This is a genomic window from Lentibacillus populi (assembly GCA_014642895.1).
GTDB lineage: Bacteria > Bacillota > Bacilli > Bacillales > Amphibacillaceae > Lentibacillus_C > Lentibacillus_C populi.
Genome location: BMJD01000002.1, coordinates 138,315 through 151,859 on the forward strand (window position 1 = coordinate 138,315; position 13,545 = coordinate 151,859).

11 protein-coding genes are annotated in these 13,545 nt (G+C 40.3%); all 11 read left to right on the forward strand.

Annotated elements, in window-relative coordinates:
- Window positions 1–30: 30 nt before the first annotated feature.
- Window positions 31–2,304, forward strand: a complete 2,274-nt coding sequence (locus IEX12_RS02570) for an FtsK/SpoIIIE family DNA translocase (RefSeq protein ID WP_155554360.1) — start codon at window positions 31–33, stop codon at window positions 2,302–2,304.
- Between the two features lie 400 nt (window positions 2,305–2,704).
- The gene (locus IEX12_RS02575) at window positions 2,705–3,430 is read left to right on the forward strand and encodes a GntR family transcriptional regulator (protein WP_088050254.1); all 726 of its coding nucleotides are present in this window, start codon (window positions 2,705–2,707) and stop codon (window positions 3,428–3,430) included.
- Between the two features lie 119 nt (window positions 3,431–3,549).
- The gene (locus IEX12_RS02580; protein ID WP_088050255.1) at window positions 3,550–4,659 is read left to right on the forward strand and encodes a BMP family lipoprotein; all 1,110 of its coding nucleotides are present in this window, start codon (window positions 3,550–3,552) and stop codon (window positions 4,657–4,659) included.
- A gap of 386 nt (window positions 4,660–5,045) precedes the next feature.
- Window positions 5,046–6,554 (forward strand): ABC transporter ATP-binding protein, encoded by a 1,509-nt coding sequence (locus IEX12_RS02585; RefSeq protein WP_188724643.1) that lies wholly within the window; start codon window positions 5,046–5,048, stop codon window positions 6,552–6,554.
- On the forward strand, window positions 6,554–7,600 hold the full coding sequence (locus IEX12_RS02590; protein ID WP_102415244.1) for an ABC transporter permease: 1,047 nt from the start codon (window positions 6,554–6,556) through the stop codon (window positions 7,598–7,600). Before IEX12_RS02585 ends, IEX12_RS02590 begins: the two co-directional genes overlap by 1 nt.
- Window positions 7,601–8,560 carry an ABC transporter permease gene (locus tag IEX12_RS02595; RefSeq protein WP_102415243.1) on the forward strand — a complete coding sequence of 320 codons (960 nt, stop codon included), beginning with the start codon at window positions 7,601–7,603 and terminating at the stop codon, window positions 8,558–8,560.
- Between the two features lie 215 nt (window positions 8,561–8,775).
- Entirely contained in the window at window positions 8,776–10,065 is a 1,290-nt protein-coding gene (yfmF, locus tag IEX12_RS02600; RefSeq protein WP_155554359.1) for an EF-P 5-aminopentanol modification-associated protein YfmF, read from the forward strand.
- Complete coding sequence (gene yfmH, locus IEX12_RS02605) at window positions 10,058–11,341, forward strand: EF-P 5-aminopentanol modification-associated protein YfmH (RefSeq protein ID WP_155554358.1); 1,284 nt, start codon at window positions 10,058–10,060, stop codon at window positions 11,339–11,341. Before yfmF ends, yfmH begins: the two co-directional genes overlap by 8 nt.
- An 8-nt stretch (window positions 11,342–11,349) precedes the next feature.
- Entirely contained in the window at window positions 11,350–12,066 is a 717-nt protein-coding gene (gene ymfI, locus IEX12_RS02610; protein WP_155554357.1) for an elongation factor P 5-aminopentanone reductase, read from the forward strand.
- Window positions 12,067–12,217: 151 nt separating this feature from the next.
- On the forward strand, window positions 12,218–12,478 hold the full coding sequence (locus tag IEX12_RS02615) for a DUF3243 domain-containing protein (protein WP_155554356.1): 261 nt from the start codon (window positions 12,218–12,220) through the stop codon (window positions 12,476–12,478).
- A gap of 269 nt (window positions 12,479–12,747) precedes the next feature.
- Window positions 12,748–13,539: a DUF3388 domain-containing protein gene (locus IEX12_RS02620; RefSeq protein WP_155554355.1), complete on the forward strand. Its 792-nt coding sequence runs from the start codon at window positions 12,748–12,750 to the stop codon at window positions 13,537–13,539.
- Window positions 13,540–13,545: the final 6 nt, after the last annotated feature.

The following is a 13,545-nucleotide window of genomic DNA, read 5'->3' on the forward strand; positions in this document are numbered from 1 at the left end:
TAGTATTATTGGCAAATAGAGGTGAAAAGAGTGGCCAAGAAAAGAAAAAAGCGAAAAAAACAATTAAAAAAACAAGTGAAATTTGAATTATTAGGCCTATTATTTATCTTTCTCGCTATTTTCGGCAGTGGGGCTGCTGCGATAAGTGATGGTGCCATATCGGCTTTCCTGGAAAATATTTTTCGGTTCTTTTTTGGAATCTGGTATTTTATCGCTTCTATCTTTCTATTAATTACCGGTGTAATTTTGCTGGTAAAACGCCGAATCCCAGATTTTACCCAAAAAAAAATGATTGGTTTTTACATCATATTGTCTGGCGGATTACTCCTGACCCATATTCAAACATTTGAACGCTTGTTATTGTATGTAGGAGATACATCGATTATCAAAGCAACATGGGATAATTTCTTTCTCTATGTGAATGGTGGCGGTACTGCAGCGCAAACTGGTGGTGGCATGGTCGGTGCTATACTTTTCGCTTTTTGTTACTTCCTATTTTCTGCTGTAGGTGCCAAGATTGTTGCGGTTTTTTCAATTATGGTTGGCATTATGTTTATGACCGAGTTTTCCATTGGCGATTTTTTCACAAAGTTAGCAAAAAAACTGGATTCATGGTGGCAAAAGCTAAAAACACGCTGGCAGGAGTCACGGGAAAAAAGGCAAAGGGTGAAGGATGAACAAGTTTTACAAGCGGATGATATCGCTGAAGATAAGGTGACGGATGATGAACCTGTTATCCAGGATTTTACCGATGTACAATATTCGTTTGAAACAGCACAGACAAATGATGAAAATGGCGATGGTCCCGTTAACAATGATCCGGCTGAGACAGATGATGTGGACCTGGCAGCGATGCCGATGACCGAGGTTGAAAATTATGAATATGTACTGCCATCACCTGACTTATTAGCAGAACCAGCACATAATTCACAGCAGCATGAGAAATCACATATCCAGGCAACTGTAAGAAAATTGGAACGTACATTTCATAGCTTTGGAGTAAAAGCAAGAGTAACCAAAGTTCACGTTGGTCCTGCTGTAACGAAATATGAGGTATACCCGGAAGCGGGTGTAAAGGTAAGCAAAATTGTTGGTCTGCACGATGACCTCGCATTGGCATTAGCAGCAAAAGATATCCGAATCGAGGCACCGATCCCCGGTAAGTCCGCTGTCGGGATTGAGGTACCGAACCAGGAGGTGGCAATGGTATCTCTGAGAGAAGTGTTGGATACCTCCATGAAGCAGACTAGTAAACTATTATTTGCTTTAGGTCGGGACATTTCCGGAGAAGCAGTTGTCGGTGAATTAAATAAAATGCCGCATTTATTAATAGCTGGTGCTACCGGGAGCGGGAAAAGTGTTTGCGTCAATGGCATTATTACAACCATTTTAATGCGTGCTAAGCCGCATGAAGTAAAAATGATGATGATTGACCCGAAAAAAGTTGAATTAAATGTCTATAATGGGATACCACACCTTCTTGCCCCTGTTGTAACAGACCCGAAAAAAGCATCAAGGGCGCTGAAAAAAGTAGTTGCTGAAATGGAACGCCGTTATGACCTTTTTTCTGACACTGGAACGAGAAACATCGAAGGGTATAATGAGTACATTCGAAAATACAATCAATCAGCTGAAGAAGAAGAACAGCAGCCAAATCTTCCATATATTGTCGTATTAGTCGATGAATTAGCTGATTTAATGATGGTTGCCTCCAATGACGTGGAGGATTCGATAACAAGACTTGCCCAAATGGCCCGGGCAGCCGGAATTCACCTGATTATCGCAACACAACGCCCGTCTGTGGATGTCATTACTGGAGTGATCAAGGCGAATATCCCTTCACGAATTGCATTCAGTGTCTCATCACAAACGGATTCGCGGACGATATTGGATTCAGGTGGTGCAGAAAAATTACTCGGACGAGGTGATATGCTTTTTACGCCTGTTGGTGCCTCCAAACCAACAAGAGTTCAAGGGGCATTCCTGTCTGATGAAGAGGTAGAGCGTGTTGTGGATCATTGCATTGAACAGCAAAAAGCATCCTACCAGGAAGAAATGATACCAGAGGATACAGCAGAGGTTGTCAATGAAGTGGATGACGAACTATATGATGAAGCTGTCCAGCTGATCACAGAAATGCAAAGTGCCAGTGTTTCCATGCTGCAACGCAGATTTCGTATTGGTTATACGAGAGCTGCCCGGCTGATTGATGCAATGGAAGATCGAGGGATTGTCGGACCTTATGAAGGAAGTAAACCAAGAACCGTTTTAATTTCCCAGGGCTCTGAAGAAAAATTATCTTAGAAAACTTGGCATTCGCCAAGCCTTTGGGCGAATGCCTTAGTTGCACTTATGCAGGATAAGAAAGTTTATACTTTGTTATCTGCCTAGAACATTTTTCAAACGCTTAAAGATTTGCATGATGTTTCCTTACAGGCAGTATTACCTATTTCAGGTAGATACTGCCTGTTTATTCACGAGTTTTACCGATTTTTGTCTAAATTTAAAAGAAAGGAGAAAAATATGACGCGATTTTTAAGAAATTTGTCCTATAACTGTTTATTTCTTTTCAGAAAAATGGTATATTTATTCTCGGATATAAGAGTCATACGTCAGAGGTCAGATCTCTTGAAAGAATCTACGTATTGTTGTTCATATGAAGGCGCTTTCGTTTTGTGGCCAGTCTAGCAAAAAGGGGGATATCATGTCTATTAAAATGGATTCACGCCATTTATATTTACAAGTAATAGATGAAGTGAAACGTGATATTGAGTGCGGTAAATATAAGGAAAGAGAAAAGCTCCCTTCCGAGTTTCAATTATCAAAACAATTAGGTGTATCGCGAGCTACATTACGTGAGGCTCTCCGAATTCTAGAGGAAGAAAATGTAGTGACACGGCGGCATGGAGTTGGTACGTTTGTTAATCCAAAACCTATTTACTCGTCCGGAATCGAACAGTTGAACAGTGTCACGTACATGATTAAGCAAGCAGGGAAAACTCCCGGTTCGGAATATATTTCCACAGAAACAATTGAACCGACAGAGGACGACCGCTCTCGCTTTTCCTCTAAAGAAATCCGGAAGCTTGCCAAGATAGAACGGGTACGAACCGCGGACAATGAACCAGTAGTATTTTGTATTGACAAAATACCAGAAGGCCTTATTCCCTTGGATCATGTTCATGAAGAGGATTCCTTGTTCAAGCTGATGGAAGACTATGCCGGAAAGCGAATTACATATGCAGTTACTTATATTGAACCGATTAGTTACCATGACCGGATTTATGACATTTTAAACTGTGATCCGGAGCAATCACTATTATTGTTAAAGCAAGTACATTATACTGCTGAAGATGAACCAGTATTATATTCCGTTAATTATTTTCGTTCTGATATATTCAGCTTTTATGTTTTACGGAAACGTTTATAGGGTGTGTTCAAAATAGCAGCGTGAACATGTTTAAGGGGGTGATTGCTAACGGTGTAAGCAATTGGTTGTATGGCAGGTCGTTCATTTTTTGGACAAATTTTAAATAGGGGGTATTAGCATTGAAAAGTCGTAGGTTTATCTTGTTATTTGCTTTAATTTTAACTATTGGAATGGTACTGGCTGCCTGTGGGAGTTCAGACAGCGGGGATAAAAACAATGATAAAAAATCAGGTGAAAAAGTCGATAATGGAGAGGCAGCTGACTTCAGTGCAGCAATGGTAACCGATATTGGCGGTGTTGATGACAAATCATTTAACCAATCAGCCTGGGAAGGTTTGCAAGCATGGGCTGACGAACATGGTCTCGCGAAAGGAAAGGGAATTGATTATGCCCAATCCAATGATCAATCGGATTACATGCCGAACCTTACCCGTTTAGTGAAGCAGGATTATAAATTAATCTTTGGAATCGGTTTTAATCTTAAAGAAGGTATTACCAAGGTTGCCAAACAGTATCCGGATACGCATTTTTCAATTGTCGATGATGTTGTGGAACAACCAAATGTGGCAAGCGTTACCTTTAAAGAGCATGAAGGTTCATTCCTGGTAGGGGTTGCTGCAGCAATGAAGACAAAAACAAATAAGGTTGGATTCGTTGGTGGTGTTGACTCTCCATTAATTAATAAGTTTGAATCCGGCTTTATCGCTGGAGTTAAATCAATAAATCCAGATATCGATATTGATGTTCAATATGCTGAATCTTTTGGAGCTGCTGATAAAGGAAAATTAATTGCTACAAATATGTATAACAATGGTATTGATGTTATTTATCATTCGTCTGGTGGAACAGGAAATGGTGTATTTGCTCAAGCAAAGGACATTAAACAAAATGATCCGGACAAGGAAATTTGGGTGATTGGTGTTGACCGTGACCAGCATGAAGAGGGGCAAATCGGTGATAATAACGTAACATTGACCTCCATGGTTAAACGTGTTGATATTGCAGTACAGGATTTGGCAAACAAATCCATGAGCGGTGATTTCCCTGGCGGAGAGATCCTTGAGTATGGTTTGGAAGATGATGCGATAAGTGTGGCAACAACAAATGAAGAAGCAATGACCGATGAGATTGTTGAGGCGGTTAACGAATGGAAAGAAAAAATCGCAAATGGTGAAATTGATGTGCCAAAAACACGCGAAGAGACAAAAGAATTCGTCGATGCGTTATAAGAGCAGGAAAAGTTTATGGGTGAAAAAGGCTGGGTTTTCCGGCCTTTTCAACCTTAATCCAGCTAAAGTCCGCAAATGAAGTGATTATTTCCAGCCACTTCATTTGGTGATTTTTATTACCAGGAAATATATTATCTCCGCCTGCGAATAGCAGGACGTCATATTGAGCTACGTCCAGCTACTGTTAAAGGGAGACAAACACGTCACCATATATAAGTCAACATCGGTTCAGTAAGTCCATACTAGAGACTCTGCAGGGCATGCCGATGGAGGCTATTGGCGTGCTGGTTTTAGCCGGTCTTCCTTAAAACGGGCGCTTTTCACTTTTGTTAGCAGCCAGTATATTTTTAGAGGGGTGAGGTTTGGTGGGTGATTATGTTGTTGAAATGCTTCATATTCGTAAGGAATTCCCTGGAATTGTTGCCAACGATGATATAACCATACAATTAAAAAAAGGGGAAATTCATGCGTTGTTAGGTGAAAATGGTGCTGGAAAATCTACCTTAATGAATGTGCTGTTTGGTTTGTACCAGCCGGAAAAAGGGGAAATCCGTGTTAATGGTGAGAAGGTTAATATCACCAATCCCAACATTGCAAATGACCTGGGAATCGGAATGGTACATCAGCATTTCATGTTGGTCGATACGTTTACCGTTACCCAGAATATTATTTTGGGCAGTGAACCGACAAAAAAGAGCGGGAAAATTAATCTCAAAAAGGCCGAAAAAGAAGTTCAGGAGCTTTCTGACCGTTACGGTTTAAAGGTAGATCCTGCTGCGAAAATAAGTGATATTTCAGTTGGGATGCAGCAGCGTGCGGAAATATTAAAGACGCTATACCGCGGGGCGGAGGTGCTTATTTTTGATGAACCTACCGCTGTTTTGACCCCACAGGAAATTAATGAGCTTATTGAAATTATGCGTTCCTTAATCAAAGAGGGCAAATCGATTATTCTGATTACCCATAAATTAAAGGAAATTATGGAAGTGTGTGACAGGTGTACCGTTATACGTAAAGGAAAAGGGATTACGACCGTTGATGTGAAGGATTCAAACGTGACGGAGCTTGCATCATTAATGGTTGGAAGAGATGTCAGTTTTAAGACAGATAAATTGGCAGCTGAGCCGAAAGAAGTTGTGCTTAAAATTGACAATCTTTTTGTTAAAGATAGTAGAAAAGTAGACTTGGTCAAAGGCTTGAATCTTGAATTACACGCTGGTGAAATTGTCGGGATTGCAGGAGTTGACGGAAATGGTCAGTCGGAATTAATCGAAGCGATAACCGGTCTGGTAAAATCGGAATCAGGTACAATTAAGCTTAATAACAAGGATATAACCAACATGACACCGAGAAAAGTGACCGAAAGCGGTGTTGGTCATATACCGCAAGACCGACATAAATATGGACTTGTTTTGGACTATCCGATCGGCGAAAATATGGTACTGCAAACCTATTACCAAAAACCTTTTTCAAAAGGCGGGGTACTGAATTTTAAAGCGATTTATCAAAAGGCAACGAAACTAATTAAAGAATATGATGTCCGGACACCGAGTGAACATACAAAAGCCCGAGCATTGTCCGGAGGGAATCAGCAAAAAGCAATTATCAGCCGGGAAGTCGATCGTTCACCTGATTTATTAATTGCTGCTCAGCCTACACGGGGCTTAGATGTTGGGGCAATTGAATTTATTCATAGAAAGCTGATTGAAGAAAGAGATAAAGGAAAAGCGGTATTACTCGTTTCCTTTGAATTGGACGAAATTATGGATGTAAGTGATCGTATTGCCGTAATGTTTGATGGACGGATTGTTGCCAATGTAAAACCAGAAGAAACTAATGAGCAAGAATTAGGCTTACTGATGGCAGGCAGTACGGAAAGTGCAGGTGACAAATAATGACTTCCAATAAAAAATTTCATCTATTGGTTCCAATTATCTCTGTATTTTTAGGGCTGCTTTTCGGTGCTATCATTATGCTTTTTTCCGGATACAATCCGATTGAAGGATATGCAGCACTTTGGCAAGGCTCATTCGGTGACTTGTATTTCTTCGGTGAGACATTAAGGAAAGTCACACCATATATTCTTACCGGTTTGGCTGTTGCCTTTGCTTACCGGTCAAGTCTGTTCAACATTGGGGCTGAAGGCCAGGTCATTGTAGGCTGGCTTGCGGCAATATGGGTCGGGCTTTCTGTAGATGCCCCTATGTACATTCATTTGCCATTGGCAATTATTGCGGCCGCAGTTGCCGGAGGAATATGGGGATTTATTCCCGGATTGTTAAAGGCGAAACTTGGGGTCCATGAGGTAATTGTAACAATAATGATGAACTATATCGCATTATATTGTACGAATGAAATTATCCGCAGTATTCTAACCGATAATGCAGAAATAACTGAACCAATCCCTGAATCAGCATCACTTGCATCCGCCTGGCTGCAAAATATAACGTATTTTTCCAGACTTCATTACGGTATTTTAATTGCCTTATTTGCTGCATTAGTGATGTGGTTTATTATTGATCGGACAACAATTGGCTATGAGCTGAAGTCAGTTGGATTTAATCAGCACGCATCAAAATATGCAGGCATGAATGTCAGTAAAAATATTATTTTGTCGATGGCGATCTCAGGAGCTTTTGCTGGACTGGCCGGAGCGATGGAGGGTCTTGGAACATATGGAACTATTTCCGTTATGTCCGGTTTTACCAATTTAGGTTTTGATGGAATTGCCGTTGCCTTATTAGGTGCAAATAGCGCTGTTGGTGTCGTGCTTGCAGCATTTTTGTTCGGTGTTCTAAAGGTAGGGGCTGTTAATATGCCTACCGTTGCGGGTGTACCATCTGAACTTGCTGATATTATTATTGCGTTAATTATTTTCTTTGTTGCATCAAGTTATCTTATTCGCTGGTTATTGCTTCGCTTTAAAAAGGAGGGGAAATAAATGGGGTTCGTTGATTTATTGCAATCCATTATTACACCTGCACTCTTCTTTTCTGCACCCCTTATTTTTACAGCGTTAGGCGGTGTATTCAGTGAGAGATCTGGTGTCGTTAATATTGGTCTTGAAGGGCTAATGGTAATGGGAGCTTTTGTAGCGATTGTTTTTAATCTGACATTCGCTGATGCTTTAGGAGCCTTTACACCATGGATTTCCATTCTTGTTGCAATGGTTGTTTCCGGTATTTTTTCAATTATCCATGCGGTTGCTTCTGTATCATTTCGAGCCGACCAGGTTGTCAGTGGGGTAGCCATTAACTTTTTAGCACTTGGTTTAGGTGTTTTCCTAACGAAACAATGGTATGGAAAGGGGCAGACGGACATGGTAACGGAGCCATTCTATACAACCGACATCCCGCTGTTGGGTGACATTCCTGTGATCGGTCCAATATTTTTTCAAAATACGTATTTAACGTCTTATTTAGCAATTGTTTTAGCTTTTGTTGCTTGGTATATCCTTTATAAAACACCATTTGGATTACGCTTGCGAGCAGTTGGAGAACATCCAATGGCAGCCGATACAAATGGCATCAACGTGTATAAAATGCGCTACATTGCTGTCATCATATCAGGAGCTATGGGCGGGCTTGGCGGTTCTGTTTTCGCCTTAACGATCGCCTTAAATTTTTCTCATTCAACGATCGTTGGACAAGGATTTATGTCTCTTGCGGCTGTTATATTTGGTAAATGGCATCCGCTCGGAGCAATGGGTGCGGCATTATTTTTTGGCTTTGCCCAAAGTTTAAGTGTCATCAGTGCTGGTGTTCCATTCCTTAAAGATGTACCGCAAATCTATTTGCTGATTGCCCCATATGTATTAACCATCCTGGCATTAGCAGGATTTATCGGACGTGCAGAAGCACCAAAGGCAAATGGTGTTCCGTATATTAAAGGTAGTCGATAAAGTGAAATCATCAGTGGGGAAGTTCTTCATCGTCACTGAATGTTAGTTGAATGAATACGACTTTATAAATAAAAGAACTGATCCAGATCAATTAGGGTCAGTTCTTTTATTTTTTGGCAAAAATAGCCTATAATGATAATCAGAATAGAATAACCTGTAATTGAGATAGTAAAAAAGAATACATCAGCATGCTACATATAATGGGAGGAAAACTGATGAATAAACTTACTGAAGAGGTGTTCCGGGAAAATGGGTTTCGCTTACATGTCATACCACATCAAAAGCATAAAACAATTGCTTTTGTTGCAAAATTCAGAGCACCATTGGACCGTGATACGATTACGATGCGGGCATTGCTTCCTTATGTATTAAAGCAGGGAACAAAAGCTTATCCGAGCAGGAAGGAGCTTGAGACACAGCTGGATAATTTGTATGGTGCTACTCTTTCCATTGATGGTACAAAGAAGGGGAATAATCATATTATCAGTGTACGGCTGGAAGTTGCAAATGATAAATTTATCGCTGATGAATCCACGGTAATGGACAATGCAGTAGCATTATTAAATGAAGTAATTTTTCATCCGAACGTTGCAAACGGAGCATTTTCTCAAGCGATTACAGACAGGGAAAAAGAAACGTTAAAGCAAAAAATGAATGCACTTGTGGACGATAAAATGAGCTATGCCAATACTAGGCTGATTGATGAAATGTGTAAAGACGAAATATACCGGCTGCATGTTCATGGGTATGAAGAGGATCTTGCCTCCATTACCCCGGAAAATCTTTACCAGTATTATCAAACAATGATCCAGCATGATCAGCTGGATATATATGTTTCAGGTGATGTAGAAAGCAATAGCATGAAAGAAAAATTTATCTCATCTATTAACCGTGATGCTGATTCCGAATTGGCAACGAACCAGCCGGAAGCTGCAAAGCGGATTGGAAGACCTGATACAGTCATTGAAAAACAGGCCGTACAACAGGCAAAATTGCATCTTGGCTACCGGACAAATATCACGTATAGTGATGAGGATTATTTTGCGCTGCAGGTGTTTAATGGACTATTTGGCGGGTTCCCAAGTTCCAAACTATTTATCAACGTCCGGGAAAAGCATAGTTTAGCTTATTATGCGTCCTCCCGCTTTGAAAGTCATAAAGGATTGCTGATGGTGTTTAGCGGGATTGCCCCGAAAGACTATGAACAGGCGAAAGAAATTATCGAACAGCAAATGGAAGCTATGAAAAAAGGTGACTTTACGGATAAGGAAGTAAAGGAAACGAAAGGATTGATTGTCAACCAGCTGCTGGAAACATTGGACAATCAGCAAGGCATCATCGAAATGCTCTACCAGCAAGTCATTGGTAATAAGCAAATGTCGCCGGAGGAATTAATTGCCGGGATCAAGCAGGTGACCAAAGAAGAAATTGTCAACGTTGCGAAGAAAATGGAATTGGATACCGTCTACTTATTAACAAAGAATGGGGGGAATGCAGATGAATAAACAAACTTATCAGGACATCAAAGAAACGATCTATTCGGAAAAGCTTGCCAATGGCTTGACGGTATTTTTATTACCGAAGCCACAGATGGCAAAGACGTATGCGTTATTTTCAACAAATTATGGATCCATTGATCAAACCTTTGTTCCACTTGGAAAAAATGAAGAGGTAACAGTACCTGAAGGAGTTGCCCATTTTTTGGAGCACAAAATGTTTGAAAAGAAAGATCGTGATGTTTTTGCTGATTTCGGAAAGCAGGGTGCCTCGGCCAATGCCTATACATCGTTTACGAAGACAGCCTATTTGTTTTCTGCCACAACAAATATTGAAGAAAACGTGGAAACATTGCTTGATTTTGTTCAGGATCCGTATTTTTCTGAACAATCGGTGGAAAAAGAGAAGGGGATTATTGGCCAGGAAATTAACATGTATGATGATCAGCCGGATTGGCAAGCATTCATGGGCACAATCAAAGGTATGTTCCAGAAACATGCCGTAAAGATAGACATTGCTGGTACGGTTGAATCGATCAGTGCCATTACAAAAGATGATCTGTATACATGTTATAACACGTTTTACCACCCGGAAAATATGACATTATTTATTGCCGGAAATTTTCAACCGGAAAACATGATGCAATTAATTGAAGCAAATCAGGCCAAAAAGGAATTCGCAAAAATGGATGCGATCAAACGGGATTATCCGGACGAACCTGGTCAAGTATCAATGCCCGAAAACAAAATTGTCATGCCGGTATCAATACCGAAATGCACAATCGGTATTAAGGAATCAACCGCGGAATTGAAGGGCAAGGAATTTCTTAAGAAGGATCTGTTACAAAGCATGGTGCTCGATCATTATTTTTCCAAAGGCGGTACGTTTTATCAGACGCTATATGAAGAAAAACTGATTGATTCAAGCTTCTATTATGAAACGAATCTGGAGAAGAACTTTGGTTATTCGTTAATTGGCAGTAACACTTCTGAACCGGAACGATTTGCTGGAAAAGTGAAAGAGATGCTGTTAAGCACCAATCATGCGACATTAACAGCGGAGGAATTTGCCCAGATGAAAAAGAAAAAAATCGGGCAATTATTACGTGCAATGAATTCTCTGGAATTTATAGCCAACAAATTCATCCATTATTACACGGTTGGAGTCGATCTATTTGAGCTCATACCAACAATTCAGTCGTTTACATTAGATGAGGTAACTGCTTTTATCAAGGACTGGATCCAAAAAGAACGCTTAACCGTTTGCCAAATTGTTGCAGAGTAGGCGATTTTATGGGGAAAAATGTACTTATTATTGGAGCAAGTGGAGATATTGGCATAGCAATTGCCAAAGAATTGGCCGATGATGGTTACCAGCTTATGCTCCATTATCATCAAAACAAACAAGCAATCGAAAAGCTGCATGACAGGATAAAACAAGAACAGGTTCTGCTGGAAATACAAGCTGATTTAACGAAGCAAAATGAAATTGCTGCATTACTTGATGAATTGGTTTTTCCTGTTGATGCGATTATTTTTACCAGTGGTACCGCACGATATGGACTGTTTCAGGAGGCAAGCACTGAAGAAATGGATAGCATGCTAACGTTACACGTAAAGGCACCATGGCTGATTATCAAACAATTATTGCCGCCGATGATCAAGCGGCGATCCGGTTCGATTATTTTTATTACATCCATTTGGGGAAATGTCGGTGCCAGCCATGAGGTGATGTATTCCTCGGTCAAAGGCGCACAGAATAGCTTTGTGAAAGCTTTGGCCAAGGAAGTTGCGCCTAGTGGTGTTTCGGTAAACGCCGTTAGTCCGGGGTTTATTGATACGAAAATGAATGGTCACTTGACACCGTCTGAAATCGATGCCGTCTTGGAGCGAATCCCGATGAACAGGGTTGGAAAACCAGATGAAGTTGCCCATGTTGTCGGGTTTCTCCTTGATGAAAAATCCAACTACATTCAAGGGGAAATCATCGAAATAAATGGTGGCTGGTAACGGCAGGCTAAACCGTCACGTCCGCATGTTTTCACCTGCACTAACACCTCCTGTCCGTCGGAAATCCCCACTAAATGAAGTTTCACTTTATGTGTATAAATGAGAAAGAAATTCAAATACTATACATGTAAAAAAGAAGGAGGCTGTAATAATGTCTGTTTTGGATAACTTTGATACGTGGAAGGATTTCCTGGCTAACCGAATGCAGCAAGCTGAACAGCAAGGGATGAGCCAGCAAACGATTTCCAATTTGGCGTATGAGGTCGGTGACTACCTCGCTAAAAGAGTTGATGCCAAAAATGATGAAGAAGCGGTATTGCTTGAATTGTGGAATGCTGCCTCTACTGAAGAAAGACAAGCGATCGCAAGTTCTATGGTAAAGCTTGTGCAAAATGAAGGAAATGCAAAATAATCTTATTAGCCTGAAAGAAGCTGTGATCTGATAATCCAGCTTCTTTTTATATTTTTTACCAGGAAGTTACAACATTTGTATGCTGTAGATAACAGAGTGGCTGGATTAGCACGTCCACTTGGCAGCGCCCGGCGGCTAGTGTACTTTACGGAATATTTTTCTAGCAATCTGGATTTATCTTGACAATCTACTTTTCAGAACAGGAAAAATCATTTATTATAGAATAGAATGTGATCGTAAAAAAGTATCTGCATTTAAAGGAGCGGACTATGGAGAAAACAGAATGGTATTTTGAATACGAAATTCAACACAACCGTCCTGGGTTATTAGGTGATATATCCTCCTTATTGGGAATGTTGTCCATCAACATTATATCCATTAATGGCGTGGAAAATTCAAGACGGGGAATGCTGCTTCTTTCCAAAAGGGATGAACAAATCACACGATTAAAATCAGTTTTACAAACAATGGATACGATAAAAATAACGAAATTGAGGAAACCTAAGTTACGTGATAAATTAGCAGTCAGACATGGAAGATATATTCACAGTGATGTTGATGACCGGAAAACATTCCGGTTTGTCCGAAATGAATTAGGGTTGTTAGTCGATTTTATGGCCGAGTTATATAAAAAAGAAGGGCATAAATTAATTGGGATTCGTGGCATGCCGCGTGTCGGGAAAACAGAGTCAATTGTGGCAGCAAGTGTATGTGCAAACAAACGCTGGTTATTTGTATCAAGTACATTATTAAAGCAGACAATCCGGAGCCAATTAATTCAGGATGAATATAACAGTGATAATTTATATATTATTGATGGCATTGTATCAACACGGCGTGCCAATGAAAAGCATTGGCAGTTAGTACGGGAAATCATGCAGCTTCCGGCAATTAAAGTTGTCGAGCATCCAGATATATTTGTTCAGTCGACTGAATATGAGCTGGATGATTTTGATTATATTATCGAACTGCGCAGTAATGAGAATGAAGAAATTACATATGAACCAGTTGAGCGGCCGCAAGTGCATCAAGACAACGGTTTTTCGATGTTTGATTTTTAAAATGGA

What these genes read in the sequence shown, in the direction of transcription:
- IEX12_RS02575 (WP_088050254.1), top strand. Translation starts at nt 2,705, where the DNA reads ATGTCTATTAAAATGGATTCACGCCATTTATATTTACAAGTAATAGAT.
- IEX12_RS02585 (WP_188724643.1), top strand. Translation starts at nt 5,046, where the DNA reads ATGCTTCATATTCGTAAGGAATTCCCTGGAATTGTTGCCAACGATGAT.
- IEX12_RS02590 (WP_102415244.1), top strand. Translation starts at nt 6,554, where the DNA reads ATGACTTCCAATAAAAAATTTCATCTATTGGTTCCAATTATCTCTGTA.
- IEX12_RS02595 (WP_102415243.1), top strand. Translation starts at nt 7,601, where the DNA reads ATGGGGTTCGTTGATTTATTGCAATCCATTATTACACCTGCACTCTTC.
- yfmF (WP_155554359.1), top strand. Translation starts at nt 8,776, where the DNA reads ATGAATAAACTTACTGAAGAGGTGTTCCGGGAAAATGGGTTTCGCTTA.
- yfmH (WP_155554358.1), top strand. Translation starts at nt 10,058, where the DNA reads ATGAATAAACAAACTTATCAGGACATCAAAGAAACGATCTATTCGGAA.
- ymfI (WP_155554357.1), top strand. Translation starts at nt 11,350, where the DNA reads ATGGGGAAAAATGTACTTATTATTGGAGCAAGTGGAGATATTGGCATA.
- IEX12_RS02615 (WP_155554356.1), top strand. Translation starts at nt 12,218, where the DNA reads ATGTCTGTTTTGGATAACTTTGATACGTGGAAGGATTTCCTGGCTAAC.
- IEX12_RS02620 (WP_155554355.1), top strand. Translation starts at nt 12,748, where the DNA reads ATGGAGAAAACAGAATGGTATTTTGAATACGAAATTCAACACAACCGT.